This is a genomic window from Pseudomonas sp. Tn43 (assembly GCF_014192635.1).
In the GTDB taxonomy this organism is placed as follows: Bacteria; Pseudomonadota; Gammaproteobacteria; order Pseudomonadales; family Pseudomonadaceae; genus Aquipseudomonas.
Genome location: NZ_JACHYG010000001.1, coordinates 680,700 through 697,795 on the forward strand (window position 1 = coordinate 680,700; position 17,096 = coordinate 697,795).

Here is a 17,096-nt window from a genome sequence, read left to right on the forward strand (position 1 = left end):
GTCCCCAAGATGAACAACTCATATAGCGTCAGCCCCGCGCTCGACAATGTCGACGAGGCACAGCCGCAAAGCAACCTGAAGGACAAACTTGACCGGGCTGAACGCCTCAACAAGACAAAATCATTGCTGTTGGTCGTACCATTGCTGGCGTTCATCACGGTGTTTTTTCTGTTGCCGATTGGCACCATGTTGCTGCGCAGCGTGCAAACCCCTGCCCTTTCCGTAGCAATGCCACAGACTGCAGCCGCGCTGCTCAACTGGAAGGGCACGGCGCTTCCGGACGAGCAACTGTTCGACGTCGTCGGGCATGAAATTCTCAGCTTGCAACAGGCACGACAACTCGACAGTGTCGGCTCCGATCTCAACCGGGTCATGAGCGATGCCAAGACTCTGATGGCCCGCACCGCGCGCGGTCTGGCCAGCGAGGCCGTCGAACCGGGCACGTTCAACAGCCGAATGACCGCTGCCGACAAACGCTGGGGGCAAATCGGTACCTGGATGCAACTGAAGAAAATGGCGCCGCCCTATTCCGCCTCCAACTACCTGGCCGCACTGGACTTACGCTATGACGACCAGGGCAAGGTCGTGCAGCAACCTGAAAGCCGGCGCATCTACGTCAGCATCCTGATCAAGACGTTGATGGTCGCGTTGGGTATCACGGCACTGTGCATGTTCCTCGGTTACCCGCTGGCGTACATGCTGGCGACCCTTCCCGCAAAAACCAGCAATCTGTTAATGGTCATGGTGCTGCTGCCCTTCTGGACATCACTGCTGGTACGCACCAGTGCCTGGATGGTGATCCTGCAGAACAACGGCGTACTGAACAGTACATTGAGCAGCCTGGGCGTGATCAGCCAGCCACTTGAACTGATGTATAACCTGTTCGGAACGGTGATTGCCATGACGCACATCCTGTTGCCGTTCATGGTGTTGCCGATGTACAGCGTCATGAAAAGTATCGACTCCACCTACACCCGAGCGGCGCACTCAATGGGGGCCAGTTCATTCCGCACCTTTGTGCAGATCTACTTCCCCCTGTCGCTGCCCGGGTTGAGTGCCGGCGGCATTCTGGTGTTCATCCTGGCCACCGGTTACTACATCACCCCCGCATTGGTAGGTGGCCGCACGGGCCAGGTCATCAGCAACTTTATTGCCTACCACATGCAGACCTCCCTGAACTGGGGACTGGCCGCTGCCATCGCCTCCATCCTGCTGCTGATTGTCCTGGTGCTGTATTGGGTATATGACCGGGTCGTAGGCATCAACAACATGAAACTGGGGTAATCGAGATGAGTCTTCCAAGCTATACCAGCCCGATGGGCAGAGTCTGGTTCTTCAGTGTTCGTGGTTTTGGTGTATTGGTACTGCTGTTTTTGATCCTGCCAATACTGGTCGTGGTGCCTTTGTCGTTCAATGTAGAGCCCTACTTCAGCTTCACCAGCGGGATGCTCAACCTCGATCCGGCAGCCTTTTCCATGCGTTGGTACCACATGCTTCTTGAAGACCCACTGTGGGTGTTGTCGTTCAAGAACAGCCTGATAATCGCGTCCTGTGCCACGGTCATCGCAACGGCATTGGGAACGCTGGCAGCGCTCGGGCTGTGCCGCGCTAATTTGCCGTGCAAGGGACTGCTGATGGGCACCTTGATTTCACCGATGATCGTACCGGTGATCATCTCATCCGCTGGCATGTACTTTTTCTACAGCGCGCTGGGCATTGGACAGAATCACCTCGGCATCATCCTGGGCCATGCAGTACTCGGCACCCCATTCGTCATCATCACAGTGACGGCGACATTGGTTGGTTTCGACCATTCCTTGACCAGAGCAGCGGCAAGCCTTGGAGCGTCTTCGACCTATACATTTTTCCGTGTGACCTTCCCGATTATTCGTCCAGGGATCATGTCCGGTGCGCTCTTTGCGATGGTGACCTCATTCGATGAAGCTGTGCTGGTGCAATTTCTTGGCGGGGTTGAGCAACGCACAATACCGCGACAAATGTGGTCAGGCATGCGCGAACAGATCAGCCCAACCATCCTGGCGGCGGCCACGTTATTGATTCTCGGCTCGGTGGCATTGCTGGTTGCGGTTGAAATTATGCGTCGACGTTCGCTTCGTTTACGCGGCATCAAAGAGTGATCACCTTCGAGCGCAATGACATACCAGCTAAAAATCATTGCAGAGGTTTAAGACTTTCGTAAAGCAATCAAAAAATGGCCCCGAGGAGGCCATTTTTTAATCGCTTGAGTTGTTTGGTTATCGTTGCTCGTTCTCCTCCACACCTTCGCAGGACGAAGCTCTAAATAACTTCGCTTCCTCAGATAAACGCTTTACATAAGGCATCCAACACTAGGTTCTGGGGATCAAATCTCTCAGCGGTTGACATTAGAGACGGTTAGTCTAAATTACAACGCATGAATAGCTCTAAACCAATCTCTCGAAGAGGCCGCCCCCCCAAAGTCCCACGTGAGCATGGCGAAACGCTGGAATTGCTCCTTCGCTGCGGCATGGAAATCCTCACCGAGCAGGGCTTTGCTGCCACCGGTATCGACACCGTTCTCAAACGCATCCAAGTACCCAAAGGCTCGTTCTACCACTACTTTGAAAGCAAAGAGGCTTTCGGCCAAGCCGTGTTGGAGCGCTATGCAGACTACTTTGCCCGGAAGCTGGATCGTTGCTTCAGCGACCTGAGCGTGCCACCTCTACGAAGACTGTCGAACTTTGTTGAGGAAGCAAAAGTTGGGATGGCCAAGTATCAATTCCGAAGGGGCTGTCTTGTGGGCAACCTTGGCCAAGAGGTACTGGTACTGCCAGACAGCTTCCGCGAACAACTGGAACTGACCCTGCAGGACTGGGAGCAGCGCTTGGCTGCCTGCCTGGAGGAAGCGGTCAAACTGGACGAGATATCTCCCCAGCATGACTGTCAAACCCTCGCGGTCTACTTCTGGGTTGGTTGGGAGGGCGCCGTCCTTCGTGCACGCTTGGCGCAACATGTCCGTCCCCTCGACATTTTTTTTCAAGGCTTTCTGGCTGGAATCACTAGGTGATTCCTTACGATAATTTAAAGACAATCGGTCTAAATTAGGGTACGCAATGTTCAAAGGCATTTTGATTGAGAAGCTGGGAGAAAAGCATTCGGCCCGGCTCACCGAGTTGAAGGATGACCAACTGCCAAGCGGGAACGTGACGGTGAAGGTCGCCTACAGCACCTTGAACTACAAGGATGCTCTGGCTATCACCGGCAAAGGGCCGGTTGTTCGTAGCTTCCCGATGGTGCCGGGCATCGACCTTGCAGGCACCGTCGAGTCGAGTGATGATCCGCGCTACAAGCCGGGTGATCGCGTTCTTCTGAATGGCTGGGGCGTGGGTGAAAGCCATTGGGGCGGGCTTGCACAAAAGGCGAGATTGAACGGCGACTGGCTTATCCCCCACCCCGATCGCCTGACCGAACGGGAATCCATGGCCGTTGGCACTGCCGGATACACCGCTATGCTTTGCGTGATGGCATTGGAGCGTCATGGACTGAAGCCGTCCAACGGCACCGTGCTGGTGACAGGCGCCACAGGTGGCGTCGGAAGCTTCGCAATCAGCCTTCTGGCGGGTGCCGGTTACTCGGTCACCGCCGTAACAGGAAAAGTCAGCGAAGAAGCCTATCTGAAGAGCCTGGGGGCTACGACGATCATTGATCGTGCCGAGCTTTCGGCCCCAGGGCGTCCCTTGGCCAAAGAAAAATGGGCTGCAGTAATCGACTCGGTCGGTAGCCACACCTTGGCCAATGCGTGCGCAAGCACGATGTCCGAAGGCTTGGTGGCTGCGTGTGGATTGGCTCAGGGAATGGATTTCCCTGCAACCGTTGCCCCCTTCATTCTGCGAGGGATAAGCCTGCTTGGCATCAACAGTGTTACTCAGCCGTTTGAGCGACGAGTCGAAGCTTGGGAACGACTGGCTAATCAACTCAACCTCGATGCCTTATCTTTGATGACCAGAGACATTGGCATTGAGGCTGCTCTTCCAGCCGCTGTCGACTTGTTGGACGGGAAGATCCGTGGCCGATTAATTGTCGATGTAAGCCGCTAGATCGGTCGCCTCACACTCGCCAAGCTTCCTTACCATCGGCATGCTGCTGGGCCGGCTAGAGATACTAACCATGCTGGTACTCATCACACCGGTTTTTTGGAGGTATTTAGACCTCTCACTGGGTAGGTGAATACCTACAAACGCGAAAAGAGCCTGTCGAGTGGCGTGCCCAAAGATGTTTGGAACGGGCTGCTTATTTGGTTAGTCTTGGGGTCAATATGGCGACTTCAGGGGAAGCCCCTCGGGTGATCAAACCGATAACGCTGTTACGCCGAGTTTTCGCTTCCATGCGCTGGCGTACTAGAGTTACGTTGTGGATTGCGGCAACCATTGCCGGCCTGTTGGTGGCGGCTTTTGCAAGGCTGGCGGAACAGATCATCTTCATTAAGGTATCAAATGCAGCGGGCGACATCCTGCGAAAAGTGCCGCCTGTGGGTCGATGTGATCTGGTACAAAAGTCGCCCCTTGGGCCTCGGCGCGCGCCGCTACCTGAAACTGCTGCGCGAGCAGGTCGAGGCCGGGCCGACGCGATTCTGATGCGGTCGGGCATAACTGAGTAGGAAATGGGCGGGAACTGATCTTTAACCAAAAAATGATCCCGGAGGAGTTCTCAGTCTGGCTGGCCATGTTGTCGAACTTCACGGCCGCCAGCACACCCGAGTCGATCATCGGATGGGCAGGTTGGCCCAACCCATGCCGGCCTGCACCAAGTCGAAGGTGGACATGTAGCTGTCGGTCTGTCACACCCGGTGTGACAGACCGATCTGCGGGTCCAAGGCCTTGGTATCGCCACTGGCCACCACGATCTGCCGGGTGTCGGCCATGTGCCCTCGTCCGGCGGCTGGCCGTCGCTGGTGTAAGGGTAGCCGGCGGCGCCACCTCGGTGAGCAACTGGCTGCCAGCCTCGGCGAAGGCCCCACGCTCGTCGATGCCGGGGCGCTCGAACATCAGCGCCACGTGCACGCTGCCATCATGAATCATGCGCACCGCATCGGTCTGTGCGGTCGAGCGAATCTCGATTTCCAGGGTCGGGAATTCCCGGGCCAGGGTGGTCAGTGGGCGGTTCCAGACGCCGGTCTGCAGCTCCGGCGCCATGGCCAGCACTAGGCGGCGCTCCAGGCCCCTGTGCAACTGAGCGTCGAGCAGGTTCAACTGGCTGACCACCTGCCGGGCCTGCGGCTCCAGCGCTCGATCGGCGGGGTGGGCAGGGCCTTGCGGGTCGAGCGGTCGAAAAGCTTCAGGTCCAGCTCCGCTTCCAGTTGCGAGACCGCCATGTTCACCGCCGAGGGCACTCGACCCAGGACGCGGGCGGCGGCAGAAAATATCTTGTACACACAGAAGTCGATGTTGACCGTAAGCGTCCGGTAGACACACCTGACCACACCATTCTCCCCCCTGTGCTCCTCAAAACCACGCTCATTTGCAAGGCTTTAGTAAGCGCTTGGTTAAGTCACCGTGGTTCGGAATCCGCGCTTAGAAAATTCAAGAGATAGTAAAGTGGGACGCCTCAGACCTCGGCACGGTGCGGATAAGATAAAGATTCGGCGTCTTGGATTACCAGACCCGTACTCCGCGCCTTAGCTTCGGTCATCAGCGCCCATTATCAGACTGAGGAGCTTTTTAGCAGGTCAACTCCCAGCGCGAGAACGTTCGTTCAGCTACTGCCCTTGTGCTGATGAGGTTGCCAGATTTGCCCGGGCCCACTCCTCAGCGGTCGTGACTTGAATCGACTGCTGCGCGTTGAAAGTGCCTGCTTTAGGCCAGGCCACGCCTCTGCCCTGGGCGAACACAGCGCGGTACTTCTTGATGTGATGCGTTGGGTCTTTCTCCAATTCTTGGAGCAAGTACGGAACAGTCCACACGTTACGTTTGAACGGGCGGCCCAGTACACGTTCGAGGAGGCTCGCAACCTCTCCGTACGTCACTGTGTCTCCCGAGAGATACACAATCTGATCGCGGAAGCGAGGTTCGAAGAAAACAATTTCCGCTGTCAACGCACCAATGTCGTCTGGAGTCGTGAGCGTCACGCTGGTCTCAAGACTGCCTAGCGCGTTCACGGTATCGTTTTCGAAGTCAACCACCTCGAATACTGGCTCGAACAGAAAGCTGGTGAACATACCCGTCGAGATGATTACCCATTCAGTTTTATCCTGGGCACGAAGCAATTCGCGAACATCAAGCTGAGCATCGAACAGATCCTGAGGACTGCCCCGACCGATTACCTCGAAGTCGACACCAAACTGCCACGGGAAGTAGCGCTTCACACCGGACTTCAGAGCAGCGGTAGCCAGCTTCATTGGGGTTTCCCGGCCTGCAACCATCCCTGCACAGCCTATTACGGTATCGAAACGTGCGAATACTTCAGCCAGCTGATCGATTGAGTCATTCACGAGGTCTGCGGCCACCATCTGGATGCCGAGGCCCCGAAGCTCATCGATTTCGACCTTTTTCTCGGGCATTTGAGTGTTGATGGTCGAATCCCTGAGCAGGACGCTGATTGTGGAACCGCGCGCGCGCTTTGCTACTCGCGCAAGATTGCGCAGAACCGGCAGCCCAAGCTCACCGGCGCCTAGAACGAGAATGGATTGGGGGGAAAACTGGGTCACTTCGGTCATTATTTCTCCTGAGACCTGTTGCCTGTAAGATGAACAAATGCTTGCACGATTAGGCAACGTTCGTAAGAAGGCACACCTGTGATACCAGAGAAAGAAATGACCGATCAGGAGGCTCTCAGCCAGGCAGAAACAATTTGCCGAACGCTTAGAGAAGACGATGATGGCGTCAGACGAGAAGTGCTTGCTCACGCAGGAAGCCGCTGGTCGTTAGGTATTCTGCATGCCCTGGGGGTGTACGGCACGATGCGCCATGCCGAAATAAAAAGGCAGATGGCTGGGGTGACTCAGCGGATGTTAACCAAGACGCTACGCTCCATGGAGCGGGATGGCCTAGTGGTTCGGCGGGAGTTCGGTGAGATTCCGCCACGTGTCGAGTATGAGCTGACGCCGCTGGGTATGGGACTGTTGATCCGCATGTCACCTATCTGGACTTGGGTTGTCGAGAACGTTGAGGATTTCCGCAAGGCGCGGCGTGTTTTCGACAGTCAGGATGACAAAAAACCCGCATGGCAAATACCTGCATCGACACCATTAGATTCAGACGCGTCTGACTGAAGGTAGCTCACAGCGTGTTAGGAGCCCTGTGCCCATTGATGCGGTAGTAATTGGCCAATTGCACTGGCCCTCTGTGTCGGCAACCGCGTCAGTACATCCTTGAGATACGCGAACGGATCATGCCCGTTCATGCGTGCCGATTGAATCAAACTCATAATTGCCGCCGCTCGTTTACCGCTGCGCAGTGATCCGGCAAAGAGCCAATTCGAACGGCCAGGGGCCCAAGGCCGAATCGTATTTTCGACCCGGTTGTTGTCGAGGGGTACAGCACCATCATTGAGGTAGCGCGTCAGCGCTACCCAGCGTTTCAGGCTGTAATCCAGAGCCTTGGCCGTGACCGAGCCCTCGGGCACGAGTTCGCGCTGAGCCAGCATCCACTCATGCAACTTCTCCGCGATGGGCATCGCCATTTCTTGGCGTAATCGCCAGCGATCTTCATCTCTCATCTCTTTGGCCTTCCGTTCAACCTCGTATAATCTGCTGTTAAGTTCAGGTGCACGCATCGTTCATCGGCCTGCCGACGAAGCCTTTTACCACCCGATCAGGGATCTCATCCAACTGCCGACAAAAGCACAATTTCACGATGAAGGCAGGTACTATGCCACCGCACTGCACGAGCTGACGCACTGGACCGGGCATCACGCTCGGTTGCAACGCGAAGGCGTGATGTCAGCCTGCCCATTCGGCTCGCCAGGCTACGCTTTTGAGGAGTTGATCGCCGAGATGGGCGCGGCGTTTTTATGTGCTTACGCCGGCATTCAGGGAGAACTGCGGCACGAGGGATACATCGACTCCTGGCTCAGCCTGCTCAAGGCTGACAAGCGCGCGATCTTCCGCTCCAGTGGTCACGCCCGAAGCGCCTCGGAGTATGTACTCAACCTGAAGCAGCAACTGAAGCAAGCGGTCTTGGACGACTCACTATGCATGAACGATGGAGCTTAATCGTTACATCTGCGCTGTAAACGCTTCACAGGGCCCGACGCGAGTTGAGCCCTTTTTTCTGCGCCCAGAAAAAGCCCCATACCGCGGGGCTCTGACGCAAAGAATCAGAGATGGGCACACATCCGCAGGCTGTCATTCCGCATCCAGGTTCTGCGCCAGAAAACCCACCAGCTCGAGCGGACTCCAGCTGTCGATCACCTTGTAGATCAGATCGCGTTTACTGCGCGGTAACTTCTTGACCACGCTCTTCGCCGAGGCCCTGACGGCTTCGTCGGTCCCATGGATACGTGCCGCGAGCAGCAGCACGAGCGTGGCGTCAGTGAGGTTCATGGCAAGACCCAAAAAATATGCACCGCAGTGTACCGACTCTTTTCTTTTCCGTACCAGCCCCCAACAAAACGATGCCTAGCAGTATCCATATTCCGGTTGCCGCACAAAGGGACACGCGCCAAAAGGACGGGTAAGGGTTGGAAGGGAATGGGGACCCAAGGGTAAGAGCTCTATCCGAAAAAACTAAAAGGCCACTGACCCAGCTACTTCCCGGAGGTCACGATGCTCAGCCTGTTTCGCCCCAAAAGGCAGAAGCACCCTCCGCCGCCGACCGTGAGCGTCGCCGAAGGTTACCTGCCCATCGAGTCGGCCCACAGCTTGTTAGCAGCGGAGCACCGTCGTCAGTTGCTCGATCGCATCTGGCAGTACACCGCCCTTTCCCACGCCCAATTCACCCAGCTCTATTTAAATCCGATCCATCGCTACGCCGAACAGGTGCAGCAACTCCCTGCCAGCGAGACACACCACCATGCGTATCTCGGTGGCATGCTCGACCATGGCCTGGAGCTGGTCGCTTGCAGTTTGAACTGCGTCAGTCGTATCTGCTGCCCACCGGCGCTGCGCCCGAAGACCAGGCCGCCCAGACTGACGCCTGGTCCGCCGGCATCGCCTATGGCGCGCTGCTGCATGACATTGGTAAGATCGCAGTGGACCTGCTGGTCGAACGCCAGGATGGCCGTGTTTGGCATCCTTGGCAGGGTTCCCTGGATCAGCCCTACCGTTTTCGCTACCTCAAAGGCCGCGACTACCACCTGCACGGCGCGGCCGGAGGCTTGCTCTACACCCAAATTCTCGACCGACCTATTTTGGACTGGCTCAGTGGATTTCCGTCGCTGTGGGCCAGCCTGCTGTATGTCCTGGCGGGCCAGTACGAACGTGCTGGCGTGTTCGGTGAGTTGGTGATGCAGGCCGACCGAGTCTCCACCGCACAGAACATCGGTGGCAACCCGAACAAGGCGCTGCAAGCGCCGATTCATTCGCTGCAACATCACTTGATCAGCGGACTGCGCCATCTGGTTCAACACGAACTGAAACTCAACCAGCCGGGTGCCGCGGGATGGCTGACCCAGGACGCACTGTGGCTGGTCAGCAAGACGGTCACGGACAAGCTGCGGGCCTATCTGCTGTCGCAGTCGATTGAGGGCATCCCCACGTCCAACATTGCCGTGTTCGACGAACTGCAGTCGCATGGTCTGGTCGAGTCGACTCCAGAAGGCAAAGCTATCTGGACTGCGCTCGTGGCGCAGGGAAACTGGCAGCAGAGCTTCACCTTTCTGCGCATTCAACCGGCATTGATTTGGGGGAACGAAGACCGGCCTGATGCTTTCAGCGGAACGGTGAGCATTGCATTCGATGACCATCCGACTGACGCTCCGGCATCAGCACCGGAACCCAAGGCAGCCAGTCCATCATCGCGTCGAAGCTCTTCGCTGACAGACCCCATGGCGATGGAAGACGTTGACTATCTCGGCACGCTGTTGGATATGTTCGAGCTGGAAGAGCCTGAGGTTAGCGACGCATCGTCAGCAAGCACTCTCGAAATCTCAAATCCCTCGTCGGATGACCCTGGTCAGGCATTCCTGAATTGGGTCAAGGCAGGCATCCTGAGTCACAAGCTGATCATCAATGACAGCAAAGCTAAAATCCACACAGTGTGTGGCAGCGTATTTCTGGTCACACCTGGCCTCTTCCAACGCTACGCGCAGGAGTTTCCTGGTATCTCTCAAGGGGCCGATCAAGAAATTGAAGAATGGCGTTGGGTACAGAAGCAGTTTGAGAAACTAAAAGTCCACAGGAAGCGAGACAACGGTCTGAATATCTGGGCATGCCAAGTGCAAGGCCCTAGGAAGAAAACCACCTTGAAGGGGTATTTGATTGAGGAACCGAAATTATTTTTTGAATTGATACCACCCGATAATCCTTTTCTCAAAATCGTAAAAGATTAAAACTTGTCGCAATGCCGGAGACGCGGAAGGGAGTTCAATCGCGCATTATTACTCTTTTACCCTTGAATTTAAGGCGAGCGCCATCATATTGCCACCACTCAACGCTCAGCAATGTCCGCCTGCCCTTTACTGACAAGGATGCCCTGATGTACGTAGGTTTTGAAGTCATCCAGTGACGTTATCCCCGGTACTGGCCCGGGAATGGCTGGACCCAAGGAGCGATCCAAACAGATAGTGCTACTTCAGGGAGAACCGACCGAGGCGTTCAATTGGTACCCGGTGGACCGGGTCTAGGCAATATGCGGAATCAAGGATGAGAACTGATCGAACCGGTAGGAAAGTTATAAAGCGGCCAACACCCTCAACTTCAAAATAAGTAGCCGCTTCTACAGCTATTTTTTCTTCGGTTTAGGTTTCGGAATTGTCTCTACTGTCGTTGTTTTTGGATTTTTTTTCGCTTTCTCGACAGGAATAAACTGTCCACTTTCCGAGTCCCTTCCGCCGGCCCTCAGCTCATGATCACCAGGTCACCACTCACCTCAGCCTTGTCCTGCCGCTGACTGGTGTTGCAATAACAGATGTCCATCGTCTCAAGATGAAAGCCTTCAAGACCTGGCGGATGTCCGGGTGTTCGTTGACGCTGACCATCACTCTGCCTTTGCAACTTCGCATGAAATAGGCCATCCGCTCATAGTACTTGCCAGAAAATCCAGCCCGTAGCCGGCGGTCTGCCAGTAAGGCGGATCCATAGAGTGGACGGTCATAGCCTTCGGCAAATTCGAGCCGAGGAAGGTTTTCGACGTAGGTGCCGGCCAGGCGCTGTCAGGCGGCCGAGAGGTTTTCCTCGATCCGCAGCAGGTTGAAGATCGGGTCAGCGGTACCGAAGGACTGGCCGGAGACCTTGCCGGCGAAGGCATGGTGCCGCAAGTTGAAAAATCGGGCGGCACGCTGGATGTCGGCGGGGATCTCGGTGCGAGTCATCTTCTTACTTGCGCAAAGCTCACTTAAAGCAGCGCCAAAGTTATCGCCAGCTCTCACGAAGCCACCTAGATCCAGAGCGTCCGTGGGAGTAAATGTGGGAGTAATTTAATAGACATGAAAAAGCCGATCTAGTGAGAGTTCGGCTAAGACATTGAAAAATATGGTCGGGACGGAGTGATTCGAACACTCGACCCCTAGCACCCCATGCTTGCAGGGGCGCTAAAAAGCTATAAAAAACAGTCCTTTGGAACGGCGCCCACTGCAATCGATGCCGTACCGTGAATAACCGTATTTCACGTTTCCCCGCAAAAGTCCCTACAGGCTTTCGACAAGAAAGCCCCTGCATTCCGGCGTCCTGCCGACCGAACACAATCAAACCTCTCTGCAATACCAAGACTGCGCGTACAGAACCCCATCGACCTCTTCCAGACCGCTCAGTGTGAAACCGAGCGTTGCCATGCTGGTCAGACGAGCATCAAGAAGCGGTCGAAGCGGCGGCACATCACCCGGCCAGGCACCATGCCGCAGAGACGCGGTGCTGGACGTTCTTTTGAGGATGTCAGATGGTGAGCTGGCGAAAATGATATCGCCCCTCACTGGATCAGCACTGGCGATATCCCTTTTCGCTCTAGCGACGCCGCGCTCTCTCATGGGCACAATCAGGAATTGCATTGGCTGCTCAATACTGGATAAAAAAACAGTATCGGCAATCCGCCTAGCGATTTTCAACGCTGCGCTGATCGGCGGTCAGCGATTCACTTCCCTGACATAAGCCTGGCACGCAGCCAACGCAATCAATCCTTGGTCGCCGGCGGCGGTGATGGCGACAATTCGTTGAGCATGCGCTGGGTCAAGTCGGGCACGCGCTCTTCCATGAACCACGCTGCTGGCCTCGGTACCGGCTGGCATTGAGCAGCCATCGGCTGAATCCGTGGCGTCAAGAATGACTGACAACCGCAGATCAGAAGTGGCAATGCGATCGCGCAGGCGATCCTGATTCTTTTGAGCATCGCTCAGTTCCTTGTAGTGGGATTGTTCGCTGGCCGACAGACGTTGCTCGAGCGCCAGACGCTTGTCCTGATCGGCGCGCACCTGGGCAGCAGCCGCATTGCTGATGGCGGTCAGATCGTCCTGATGTAGGCCTGCCTGCTCGGCGAGTTGCTTCCCGTAGCGCCAATCCTGAAATTGCCAGGCGCTTCCGGCGCCGATCAGCACCAGCGCCAACGCACCGATGGCTTTCCAAGGGATTGCTATTGGCATGGCTTGTCCTCCCAATCAGCCAGATCTACAGTCCGCCCGGCCAGAGCGTGCGAGCCGTCACTAAGGAACTGAATGCGGCCATCGGTCACAAACGAATGGCAAACGCGATCACCATCAGCCCACCGATACCGAACCAGAACAGAAGGCGTGAATGTTGGGCTTTCCAGATTTCCGTTCCAGCTCCAGCGCGGCTCCGCCCCAGGTCCGTGCATGATCCGGTGCGCCATCTCGCAGCCCGGGCACTCGAACCAGAGACTGCCCTCTTCGGCCGTCGCCAGAGTTCGAGACAGTCTGCGAAAGGCGCTCATGGCACATCCTTAAAGAAGACGTGATGGCCCAGCTTCAGCGTCTGCTTCGCTCCCACAGTCCAGGTTGGAGCCTTCGGCATGGTCGTCGCGTAGTAATGCGTGGCACCGCCAGTGGGATCCAGCACCTTTCCATCTATCACCTGGTCGGCAGCAATCCGTGCCTGCGCCAGTTCACGAAAAGGAATCTGCTTCGCGCCCGCCAGATGGGCGTAGTTCGGGTCGTTCTTGTTCCAGCAACTGAACTGGTACGGCTTCTGGCAAACACCGGCATAGCCTTCGCCCCACCACGATTTGGCCTTGCCATCGTTCACGCGGTTGCGGATGGTCCAGGCTACGGCCACTTGACCAGCCAAACTTTCACCACGCGCCTCACCCCACAGCGTTCGCGCGAGAATCTCTCGGTCTTTTTCGGTGATGTTCATACTTGTCTCCGGATAAAAAAAACCCGCACAGTGGCGGGGAGGCGATCATTAGAGAGGCGAACCTCTGTAGAATGCAGGCACTTTTAAATGTGCACATAGGCGCTTGACAAGGATGAAGATCCACGAAATGCATACAGTCCCGCATGTTAAAATGAAAAAAAATAGCGATATAGAGGCGCTTCGAGCTACTGCAATTATATTGGTTATATTTGCCCATGTTGCAGCGATACTTTCACCGACATCAATTTATTGGGCTTTACTGGAGGATTTTCGCTTCGGTTACGGAGTCGATATATTTTTTTGCGTATCGGGATTTATCATTACTAAATCCATTAAAAATGAGATACCTAACGCTAGATCACTCTCCTCCTTACTCGGATTTTCGGTGCCTTTCTGGATAAGACGATTCTGGAGATTGATGCCTTCAGCTTTGTTCTGGATCGGTATATGCCTCGCACTCTCTTATTTCTTAAGTGAAAAAGGTGTATTTCTAAGCCTCGATAAAATTTTGCCTTCCGCCATCGCTGCAGCATTTCAATACTTTAATTTCATCTATTCCTCTGCCAGAGATGCAGGCACGTTGGGAGACACAGGAATTTATTGGAGCTTATCGCTTGAAAATCAGTTCTACTTCATACTACCCATAGTAGCGGCAATGTTAGGAAAGCGATGGATGCCATTATTTTTTGCCGCGCTCATACTTAGCCAGTTCTTTTTAACTCGACAGTTAATCAGACCTACTCCTGAACTTTGGGCGCTACGAACTGATGCCATCTCCTTCGGTGTATTGTTGGCGCTTTGGCATGGATCGCAATCCTACAAAAACTTAGAGCCAACCTTTTTTAAAAACAGCCTTCTATTTTCAGTCACAGTATCGGCTATTATTGTCCTGCTCGCATCTCTCACAGCACCGAGCCCGCCGCTTCCATTCGCTATGGGGCTGACGGCGCTAATATCTGCTCTGTTGGTTTGGATCGCCAGTTATAATGGTTCATATTTTACAAAAAACAATCTAATAGCAACGGTTTCAAATTATATCGGGTCGCGATCTTACGCCATATACCTTACTCACGTTATCTGCCTATCATTAGTGAGACATTTGTTTTTTAGTGATCTTGGCGATCCAACCCCGACCAACTTCGACGTGGCACACACGTCAATTTACATTGCTTCATTCCTGGCAATGACACTAGTACTCTCGGAATTAAGCTACAGATTTTTGGAAATGCCCTTGAGGTCAAAAGGAGAAGGCATATCTAATAAAGTAAAATACAAACTCTCTCCAACTTAGCTTTATGTTCCAGGAGCGACTGGCCAGTCCGGCCGCTCCGGCCGGATCCTAATCATCAATCTCGATTGACCTCTAGCCATCGTCAGCAATTGCATACGACATCTTATCTATCCATCCCGTAACCGCAGACATCGAGGGTGAAGTTCCCAGCAGATAGCATCACATACTGAACTGACTGATCAGAGCCGGTTGGAAAATGTAATTGATATCGCGAGCCGGCGTCGAACAAACTCAATGGGGTGTTCGCTGCCAAGGGGTTTGCTAGCGCGGCAACTCCCGTATTTGACGATCCTCGCAGTACTGCTGTCTGAGTGGTAGGCGGTACCAATGAAGATAATGATACCGAAACGTAGGACGTCGATGTGCCGCTAGCGAGTCTCCTAAATGGAGCAACCGATGTGTTTGCCAGATAATATATAATTCCCGCAGCCACCTGAAATCCGTATAGCGTTCCGCCTGATCCAGATCGTAACGCGCAGACAAAGCGTCGAGATGTATCTCCGGTTTTTGATCTAGATGTTCCGGAGTATGGGGCTGCGGGTACAACCGCTGAAATTTCGATCGACGGAATTCCAACGTTGTCGTAAAGATACACATAATAAAAGATGTCAGCAGTCAGGCTTCCAATACCCGTTAGAGTTACAGCAGATGGAAGCCGCAAAACTTTTCCTGATCCTTGAATGAATGCCGCGCCCGATGAAATCGTGATTGAGCTGCTTGAATTCCAGGACGGAATCAGGCCATCGAGATAGCCATCCGATACGCCGCCTTGGGCAGCTGTAATCGGCTTGGTCAGTCCGTTGAGTTCAGTGATGTCGCTGTTCGCACCTGCCGCTGCCTTGCTTTTTTGCAGCTTGCTGAACGCCGCGATAATTGTGTCGGTTGCGACCACGGCTCCGGAAGCAGCAGGATCGAGGCCAGTCAGAACCATCGTAAGCGCCCGCCCATTCGTCAGGTATTTGTTCGTCTCACCCTCTGGCACGCCATCTGTATTGTTTAGATTGAGCGCTTCGCGCACCCCGGCCCGTGTGGGAACGTCACCCAGAACCGCCAGCACGCCGCCGAACTGATTTACCAGCGCCCGCAGCGCATCCGCTGAATCCTTCACGTAGCCCTGAAGCGGAGCGAGCGCGTAACTGCCAGCCGCATTAGTTGCGCCCTGATACGGCGGATCGATGGCGAGCGCGGTATCGCTGGCGATGTTGGTCACTTCATACCAGCCACCATCAGGCCCGCGAAAGCCATCGCCGACCCGGCTGTTGGCAATAAATGCAGTGCCGATGCCGATCACAGCATTGGAATTTTGGGTGACAGAAACCGTTCCCGATTTGTACCAGGGCATGGCTGTTTCCTATATAGAAGGGATTAAACGGCGAGCTTTGCGAATACCGCAGGGAGGAAAAACGCGATCGGGTTTGTCGCGGCGACTGTGATTGCGTACAACGTGGCGTTTGGGAAGTCCCACCAACAGTAGAGATTGCGGGGTATACCGCTACCTGACGTCATGTTCATACCAAAAGTGTTCAACAACATGTATTCGTTCTGCGGAAAGTTGAACGGAACCGTGTAGTAGTTTCTGGTGAGTCCTTGCGGAGTGGTGTCATATTTGACGAACGACCAGCTTTGGAAAGCGCGGGTAAACGTTGCATTTGGCGTTCCCGAATCAAACAGCAAGGCCCCTGCCCCATCCCACAACCGCATGCCGTATTGAGCTGCTGCCTGAGCTGCAAAGGCGGCAACGAAATAACGGCCATTAGGCTGTGCGGTATTCGCGTCATAGGCGCGGACGTAGAACCCCGTCCAATTACCAGCCGAGCCGATCAGGCGCATTCGACAAAGCCCCGCCACGCCGCCGACTGTGTCAGGCCTGACAAAGACCAGTGGCGGCTCCTGAGACGTCACCGGCCTTGCGAAGTAAGTGGTCGAGCCCATACCCGACTCTTCCGTCGGCGCAAACCGACCGGAGGAAATCACCATCAACCTGGCAAACTCGGAATCGATGACGACCGTATTGGTATTGTTGATGTACTGAAGGCCGAAAGAGGTCATCAGCTAAACCTCATCACAATGAGTCGCATCGTTCCGGTAGCCACCGTACTCGCCGCAAACCCGCGCGTGTGGTTGTAGACCCTTGCCACACCATCAACCAGCTCTGTTTCGAATTGCAATTGGCTGTCGGAATAAGTCCCGATCGGTACCACGATTGCGGCGCCGTTTGCTGGCCCGACTCCTGGAACAGCGAAGTCCTGATTGGTTTTCCCACCAGGTGGGAAAGTCACCAGCGTCGACAAAGCCACGCGGATAGTGAAAGAGTTCTCGTCAACCTGGAGCGATCCATCACCGCCCCAGATTCGCATTCCATAAGCCATC

At 54.9% G+C, this 17,096-nt stretch carries 15 protein-coding genes and 6 pseudogenes; 9 read left to right on the top strand and 12 right to left on the bottom strand.

Annotated elements, in window-relative coordinates; all coding sequences use genetic code 11:
• Positions 1 to 9: 9 nt before the first annotated feature.
• The 4 genes from FHW68_RS02880 (at position 10) to FHW68_RS02895 (ending at position 4,076) form a co-directional block, all read left to right on the top strand.
• Positions 10 to 1,284, top strand: coding sequence for an ABC transporter permease (locus FHW68_RS02880; protein ID WP_095631340.1), 1,275 nt, complete (start codon positions 10 to 12; stop codon positions 1,282 to 1,284).
• A gap of 5 nt (positions 1,285 to 1,289) precedes the next feature.
• A complete protein-coding gene (locus tag FHW68_RS02885; RefSeq protein ID WP_047542132.1) occupies positions 1,290 to 2,138 on the top strand; it encodes an ABC transporter permease in 849 nt (282 codons plus the stop codon).
• Between the two features lie 368 nt (positions 2,139 to 2,506).
• A complete protein-coding gene (locus tag FHW68_RS02890) occupies positions 2,507 to 3,046 on the top strand; it encodes a TetR/AcrR family transcriptional regulator (protein WP_095631341.1) in 540 nt (179 codons plus the stop codon).
• 46 nt (positions 3,047 to 3,092) lie between these two features.
• Positions 3,093 to 4,076: an MDR family oxidoreductase gene (locus FHW68_RS02895; RefSeq protein ID WP_095631342.1), complete on the top strand. Its 984-nt coding sequence runs from the start codon at positions 3,093 to 3,095 to the stop codon at positions 4,074 to 4,076.
• 564 nt (positions 4,077 to 4,640) lie between these two features.
• Here FHW68_RS02895 and FHW68_RS27400 read toward each other — a convergent pair.
• Both FHW68_RS27400 and FHW68_RS02910 read right to left on the bottom strand, forming a co-directional pair.
• A pseudogene (locus tag FHW68_RS27400) lies at positions 4,641 to 5,422 on the bottom strand (LysR family transcriptional regulator); the annotation flags it as partial.
• 312 nt (positions 5,423 to 5,734) lie between these two features.
• Positions 5,735 to 6,691, bottom strand: a complete 957-nt coding sequence (locus tag FHW68_RS02910) for an aromatic alcohol reductase (RefSeq protein WP_183678644.1) — start codon at positions 6,689 to 6,691, stop codon at positions 5,735 to 5,737.
• A 96-nt stretch (positions 6,692 to 6,787) separates the two neighbouring features.
• Here FHW68_RS02910 and FHW68_RS02915 point away from each other — a divergent pair, with 96 nt between their 5' ends.
• Entirely contained in the window at positions 6,788 to 7,246 is a 459-nt protein-coding gene (locus FHW68_RS02915) for a helix-turn-helix domain-containing protein (protein ID WP_095631473.1), read from the top strand.
• Positions 7,247 to 7,263: 17 nt separating this feature from the next.
• Here FHW68_RS02915 and FHW68_RS02920 read toward each other — a convergent pair.
• A pseudogene (locus tag FHW68_RS02920) lies at positions 7,264 to 7,722 on the bottom strand (transposase); the annotation flags it as partial.
• Here FHW68_RS02920 and FHW68_RS02925 point away from each other — a divergent pair.
• Positions 7,709 to 8,188, top strand: a pseudogene (locus FHW68_RS02925) (zincin-like metallopeptidase domain-containing protein); the annotation flags it as partial. The pseudogenes FHW68_RS02920 and FHW68_RS02925 overlap by 14 nt on opposite strands.
• A gap of 132 nt (positions 8,189 to 8,320) precedes the next feature.
• On the opposite strand, the gene FHW68_RS02930 reads toward FHW68_RS02925, so the two are convergent.
• Positions 8,321 to 8,518 carry a hypothetical protein gene (locus FHW68_RS02930; RefSeq protein WP_095631501.1) on the bottom strand — a complete coding sequence of 66 codons (198 nt, stop codon included), beginning with the start codon at positions 8,516 to 8,518 and terminating at the stop codon, positions 8,321 to 8,323.
• 222 nt (positions 8,519 to 8,740) lie between these two features.
• Here FHW68_RS02930 and mobH point away from each other — a divergent pair.
• Positions 8,741 to 10,464 (top strand): annotated as a pseudogene (gene mobH / locus FHW68_RS02935) (MobH family relaxase).
• A 169-nt stretch (positions 10,465 to 10,633) separates the two neighbouring features.
• A pseudogene (locus tag FHW68_RS27145) lies at positions 10,634 to 10,781 on the top strand (DUF159 family protein); the annotation flags it as partial.
• Between the two features lie 191 nt (positions 10,782 to 10,972).
• Here FHW68_RS27145 and FHW68_RS27150 read toward each other — a convergent pair.
• From FHW68_RS27150 to FHW68_RS02955, 5 genes and pseudogenes are all read right to left on the bottom strand, one after another.
• A pseudogene (locus FHW68_RS27150) lies at positions 10,973 to 11,451 on the bottom strand (DNA adenine methylase); the annotation flags it as partial.
• 366 nt (positions 11,452 to 11,817) lie between these two features.
• Entirely contained in the window at positions 11,818 to 12,117 is a 300-nt protein-coding gene (locus tag FHW68_RS02945; RefSeq protein ID WP_183678647.1) for a hypothetical protein, read from the bottom strand.
• 75 nt (positions 12,118 to 12,192) lie between these two features.
• Complete coding sequence (locus FHW68_RS02950; RefSeq protein WP_183678649.1) at positions 12,193 to 12,705, bottom strand: lysis system i-spanin subunit Rz; 513 nt, start codon at positions 12,703 to 12,705, stop codon at positions 12,193 to 12,195.
• A complete protein-coding gene (locus FHW68_RS27050; RefSeq protein WP_221216997.1) occupies positions 12,696 to 13,013 on the bottom strand; it encodes a DUF6527 family protein in 318 nt (105 codons plus the stop codon). The genes FHW68_RS02950 and FHW68_RS27050 overlap by 10 nt, the downstream gene beginning before the upstream one ends.
• Positions 13,010 to 13,435 carry a cell wall hydrolase gene (locus FHW68_RS02955; protein WP_183678651.1) on the bottom strand — a complete coding sequence of 142 codons (426 nt, stop codon included), beginning with the start codon at positions 13,433 to 13,435 and terminating at the stop codon, positions 13,010 to 13,012. The genes FHW68_RS27050 and FHW68_RS02955 overlap by 4 nt, the downstream gene beginning before the upstream one ends.
• Positions 13,436 to 13,547: 112 nt before the next feature.
• Here FHW68_RS02955 and FHW68_RS02960 point away from each other — a divergent pair, with 112 nt between their 5' ends.
• Positions 13,548 to 14,726 carry an acyltransferase gene (locus tag FHW68_RS02960; RefSeq protein ID WP_260296344.1) on the top strand — a complete coding sequence of 393 codons (1,179 nt, stop codon included), beginning with the start codon at positions 13,548 to 13,550 and terminating at the stop codon, positions 14,724 to 14,726.
• Between the two features lie 103 nt (positions 14,727 to 14,829).
• On the opposite strand, the gene FHW68_RS27155 is transcribed toward FHW68_RS02960, so the two are convergent.
• The 3 genes from FHW68_RS27155 to FHW68_RS02975 are packed head-to-tail and all read right to left on the bottom strand — an operon-like array spanning position 14,830 to position 17,083.
• The gene (locus tag FHW68_RS27155) at positions 14,830 to 16,068 is read right to left on the bottom strand and encodes a hypothetical protein (RefSeq protein WP_260296345.1); all 1,239 of its coding nucleotides are present in this window, start codon (positions 16,066 to 16,068) and stop codon (positions 14,830 to 14,832) included.
• Positions 16,069 to 16,091: 23 nt separating this feature from the next.
• The gene (locus FHW68_RS02970; RefSeq protein ID WP_409258736.1) at positions 16,092 to 16,775 is read right to left on the bottom strand and encodes a hypothetical protein; all 684 of its coding nucleotides are present in this window, start codon (positions 16,773 to 16,775) and stop codon (positions 16,092 to 16,094) included.
• Positions 16,775 to 17,083, bottom strand: coding sequence for a hypothetical protein (locus FHW68_RS02975; protein ID WP_183679022.1), 309 nt, complete (start codon positions 17,081 to 17,083; stop codon positions 16,775 to 16,777). The genes FHW68_RS02970 and FHW68_RS02975 overlap by 1 nt, the downstream gene beginning before the upstream one ends.
• Positions 17,084 to 17,096 lie beyond the last annotated feature (13 nt).

What these genes read in the sequence shown, in the direction of transcription:
- FHW68_RS02885 (WP_047542132.1), top strand. Translation starts at nt 1,290, where the DNA reads ATGAGTCTTCCAAGCTATACCAGCCCGATGGGCAGAGTCTGGTTCTTC.
- FHW68_RS02950 (WP_183678649.1), bottom strand. Translation starts at nt 12,705, where the DNA reads ATGCCAATAGCAATCCCTTGGAAAGCCATCGGTGCGTTGGCGCTGGTG.
- FHW68_RS02930 (WP_095631501.1), bottom strand. Translation starts at nt 8,518, where the DNA reads ATGAACCTCACTGACGCCACGCTCGTGCTGCTGCTCGCGGCACGTATC.
- FHW68_RS02970 (WP_409258736.1), bottom strand. Translation starts at nt 16,775, where the DNA reads ATGACCTCTTTCGGCCTTCAGTACATCAACAATACCAATACGGTCGTC.
- FHW68_RS02880 (WP_095631340.1), top strand. Translation starts at nt 10, where the DNA reads ATGAACAACTCATATAGCGTCAGCCCCGCGCTCGACAATGTCGACGAG.
- FHW68_RS02945 (WP_183678647.1), bottom strand. Translation starts at nt 12,117, where the DNA reads ATGCAATTCCTGATTGTGCCCATGAGAGAGCGCGGCGTCGCTAGAGCG.
- FHW68_RS27050 (WP_221216997.1), bottom strand. Translation starts at nt 13,013, where the DNA reads ATGAGCGCCTTTCGCAGACTGTCTCGAACTCTGGCGACGGCCGAAGAG.
- FHW68_RS02975 (WP_183679022.1), bottom strand. Translation starts at nt 17,083, where the DNA reads ATGCGAATCTGGGGCGGTGATGGATCGCTCCAGGTTGACGAGAACTCT.
- FHW68_RS27155 (WP_260296345.1), bottom strand. Translation starts at nt 16,068, where the DNA reads ATGCCCTGGTACAAATCGGGAACGGTTTCTGTCACCCAAAATTCCAAT.
- FHW68_RS02915 (WP_095631473.1), top strand. Translation starts at nt 6,788, where the DNA reads ATGACCGATCAGGAGGCTCTCAGCCAGGCAGAAACAATTTGCCGAACG.
- FHW68_RS02960 (WP_260296344.1), top strand. Translation starts at nt 13,548, where the DNA reads ATGAAGATCCACGAAATGCATACAGTCCCGCATGTTAAAATGAAAAAA.
- FHW68_RS02890 (WP_095631341.1), top strand. Translation starts at nt 2,507, where the DNA reads ATGGAAATCCTCACCGAGCAGGGCTTTGCTGCCACCGGTATCGACACC.
- FHW68_RS02895 (WP_095631342.1), top strand. Translation starts at nt 3,093, where the DNA reads ATGTTCAAAGGCATTTTGATTGAGAAGCTGGGAGAAAAGCATTCGGCC.
- FHW68_RS02910 (WP_183678644.1), bottom strand. Translation starts at nt 6,691, where the DNA reads ATGACCGAAGTGACCCAGTTTTCCCCCCAATCCATTCTCGTTCTAGGC.
- FHW68_RS02955 (WP_183678651.1), bottom strand. Translation starts at nt 13,435, where the DNA reads ATGAACATCACCGAAAAAGACCGAGAGATTCTCGCGCGAACGCTGTGG.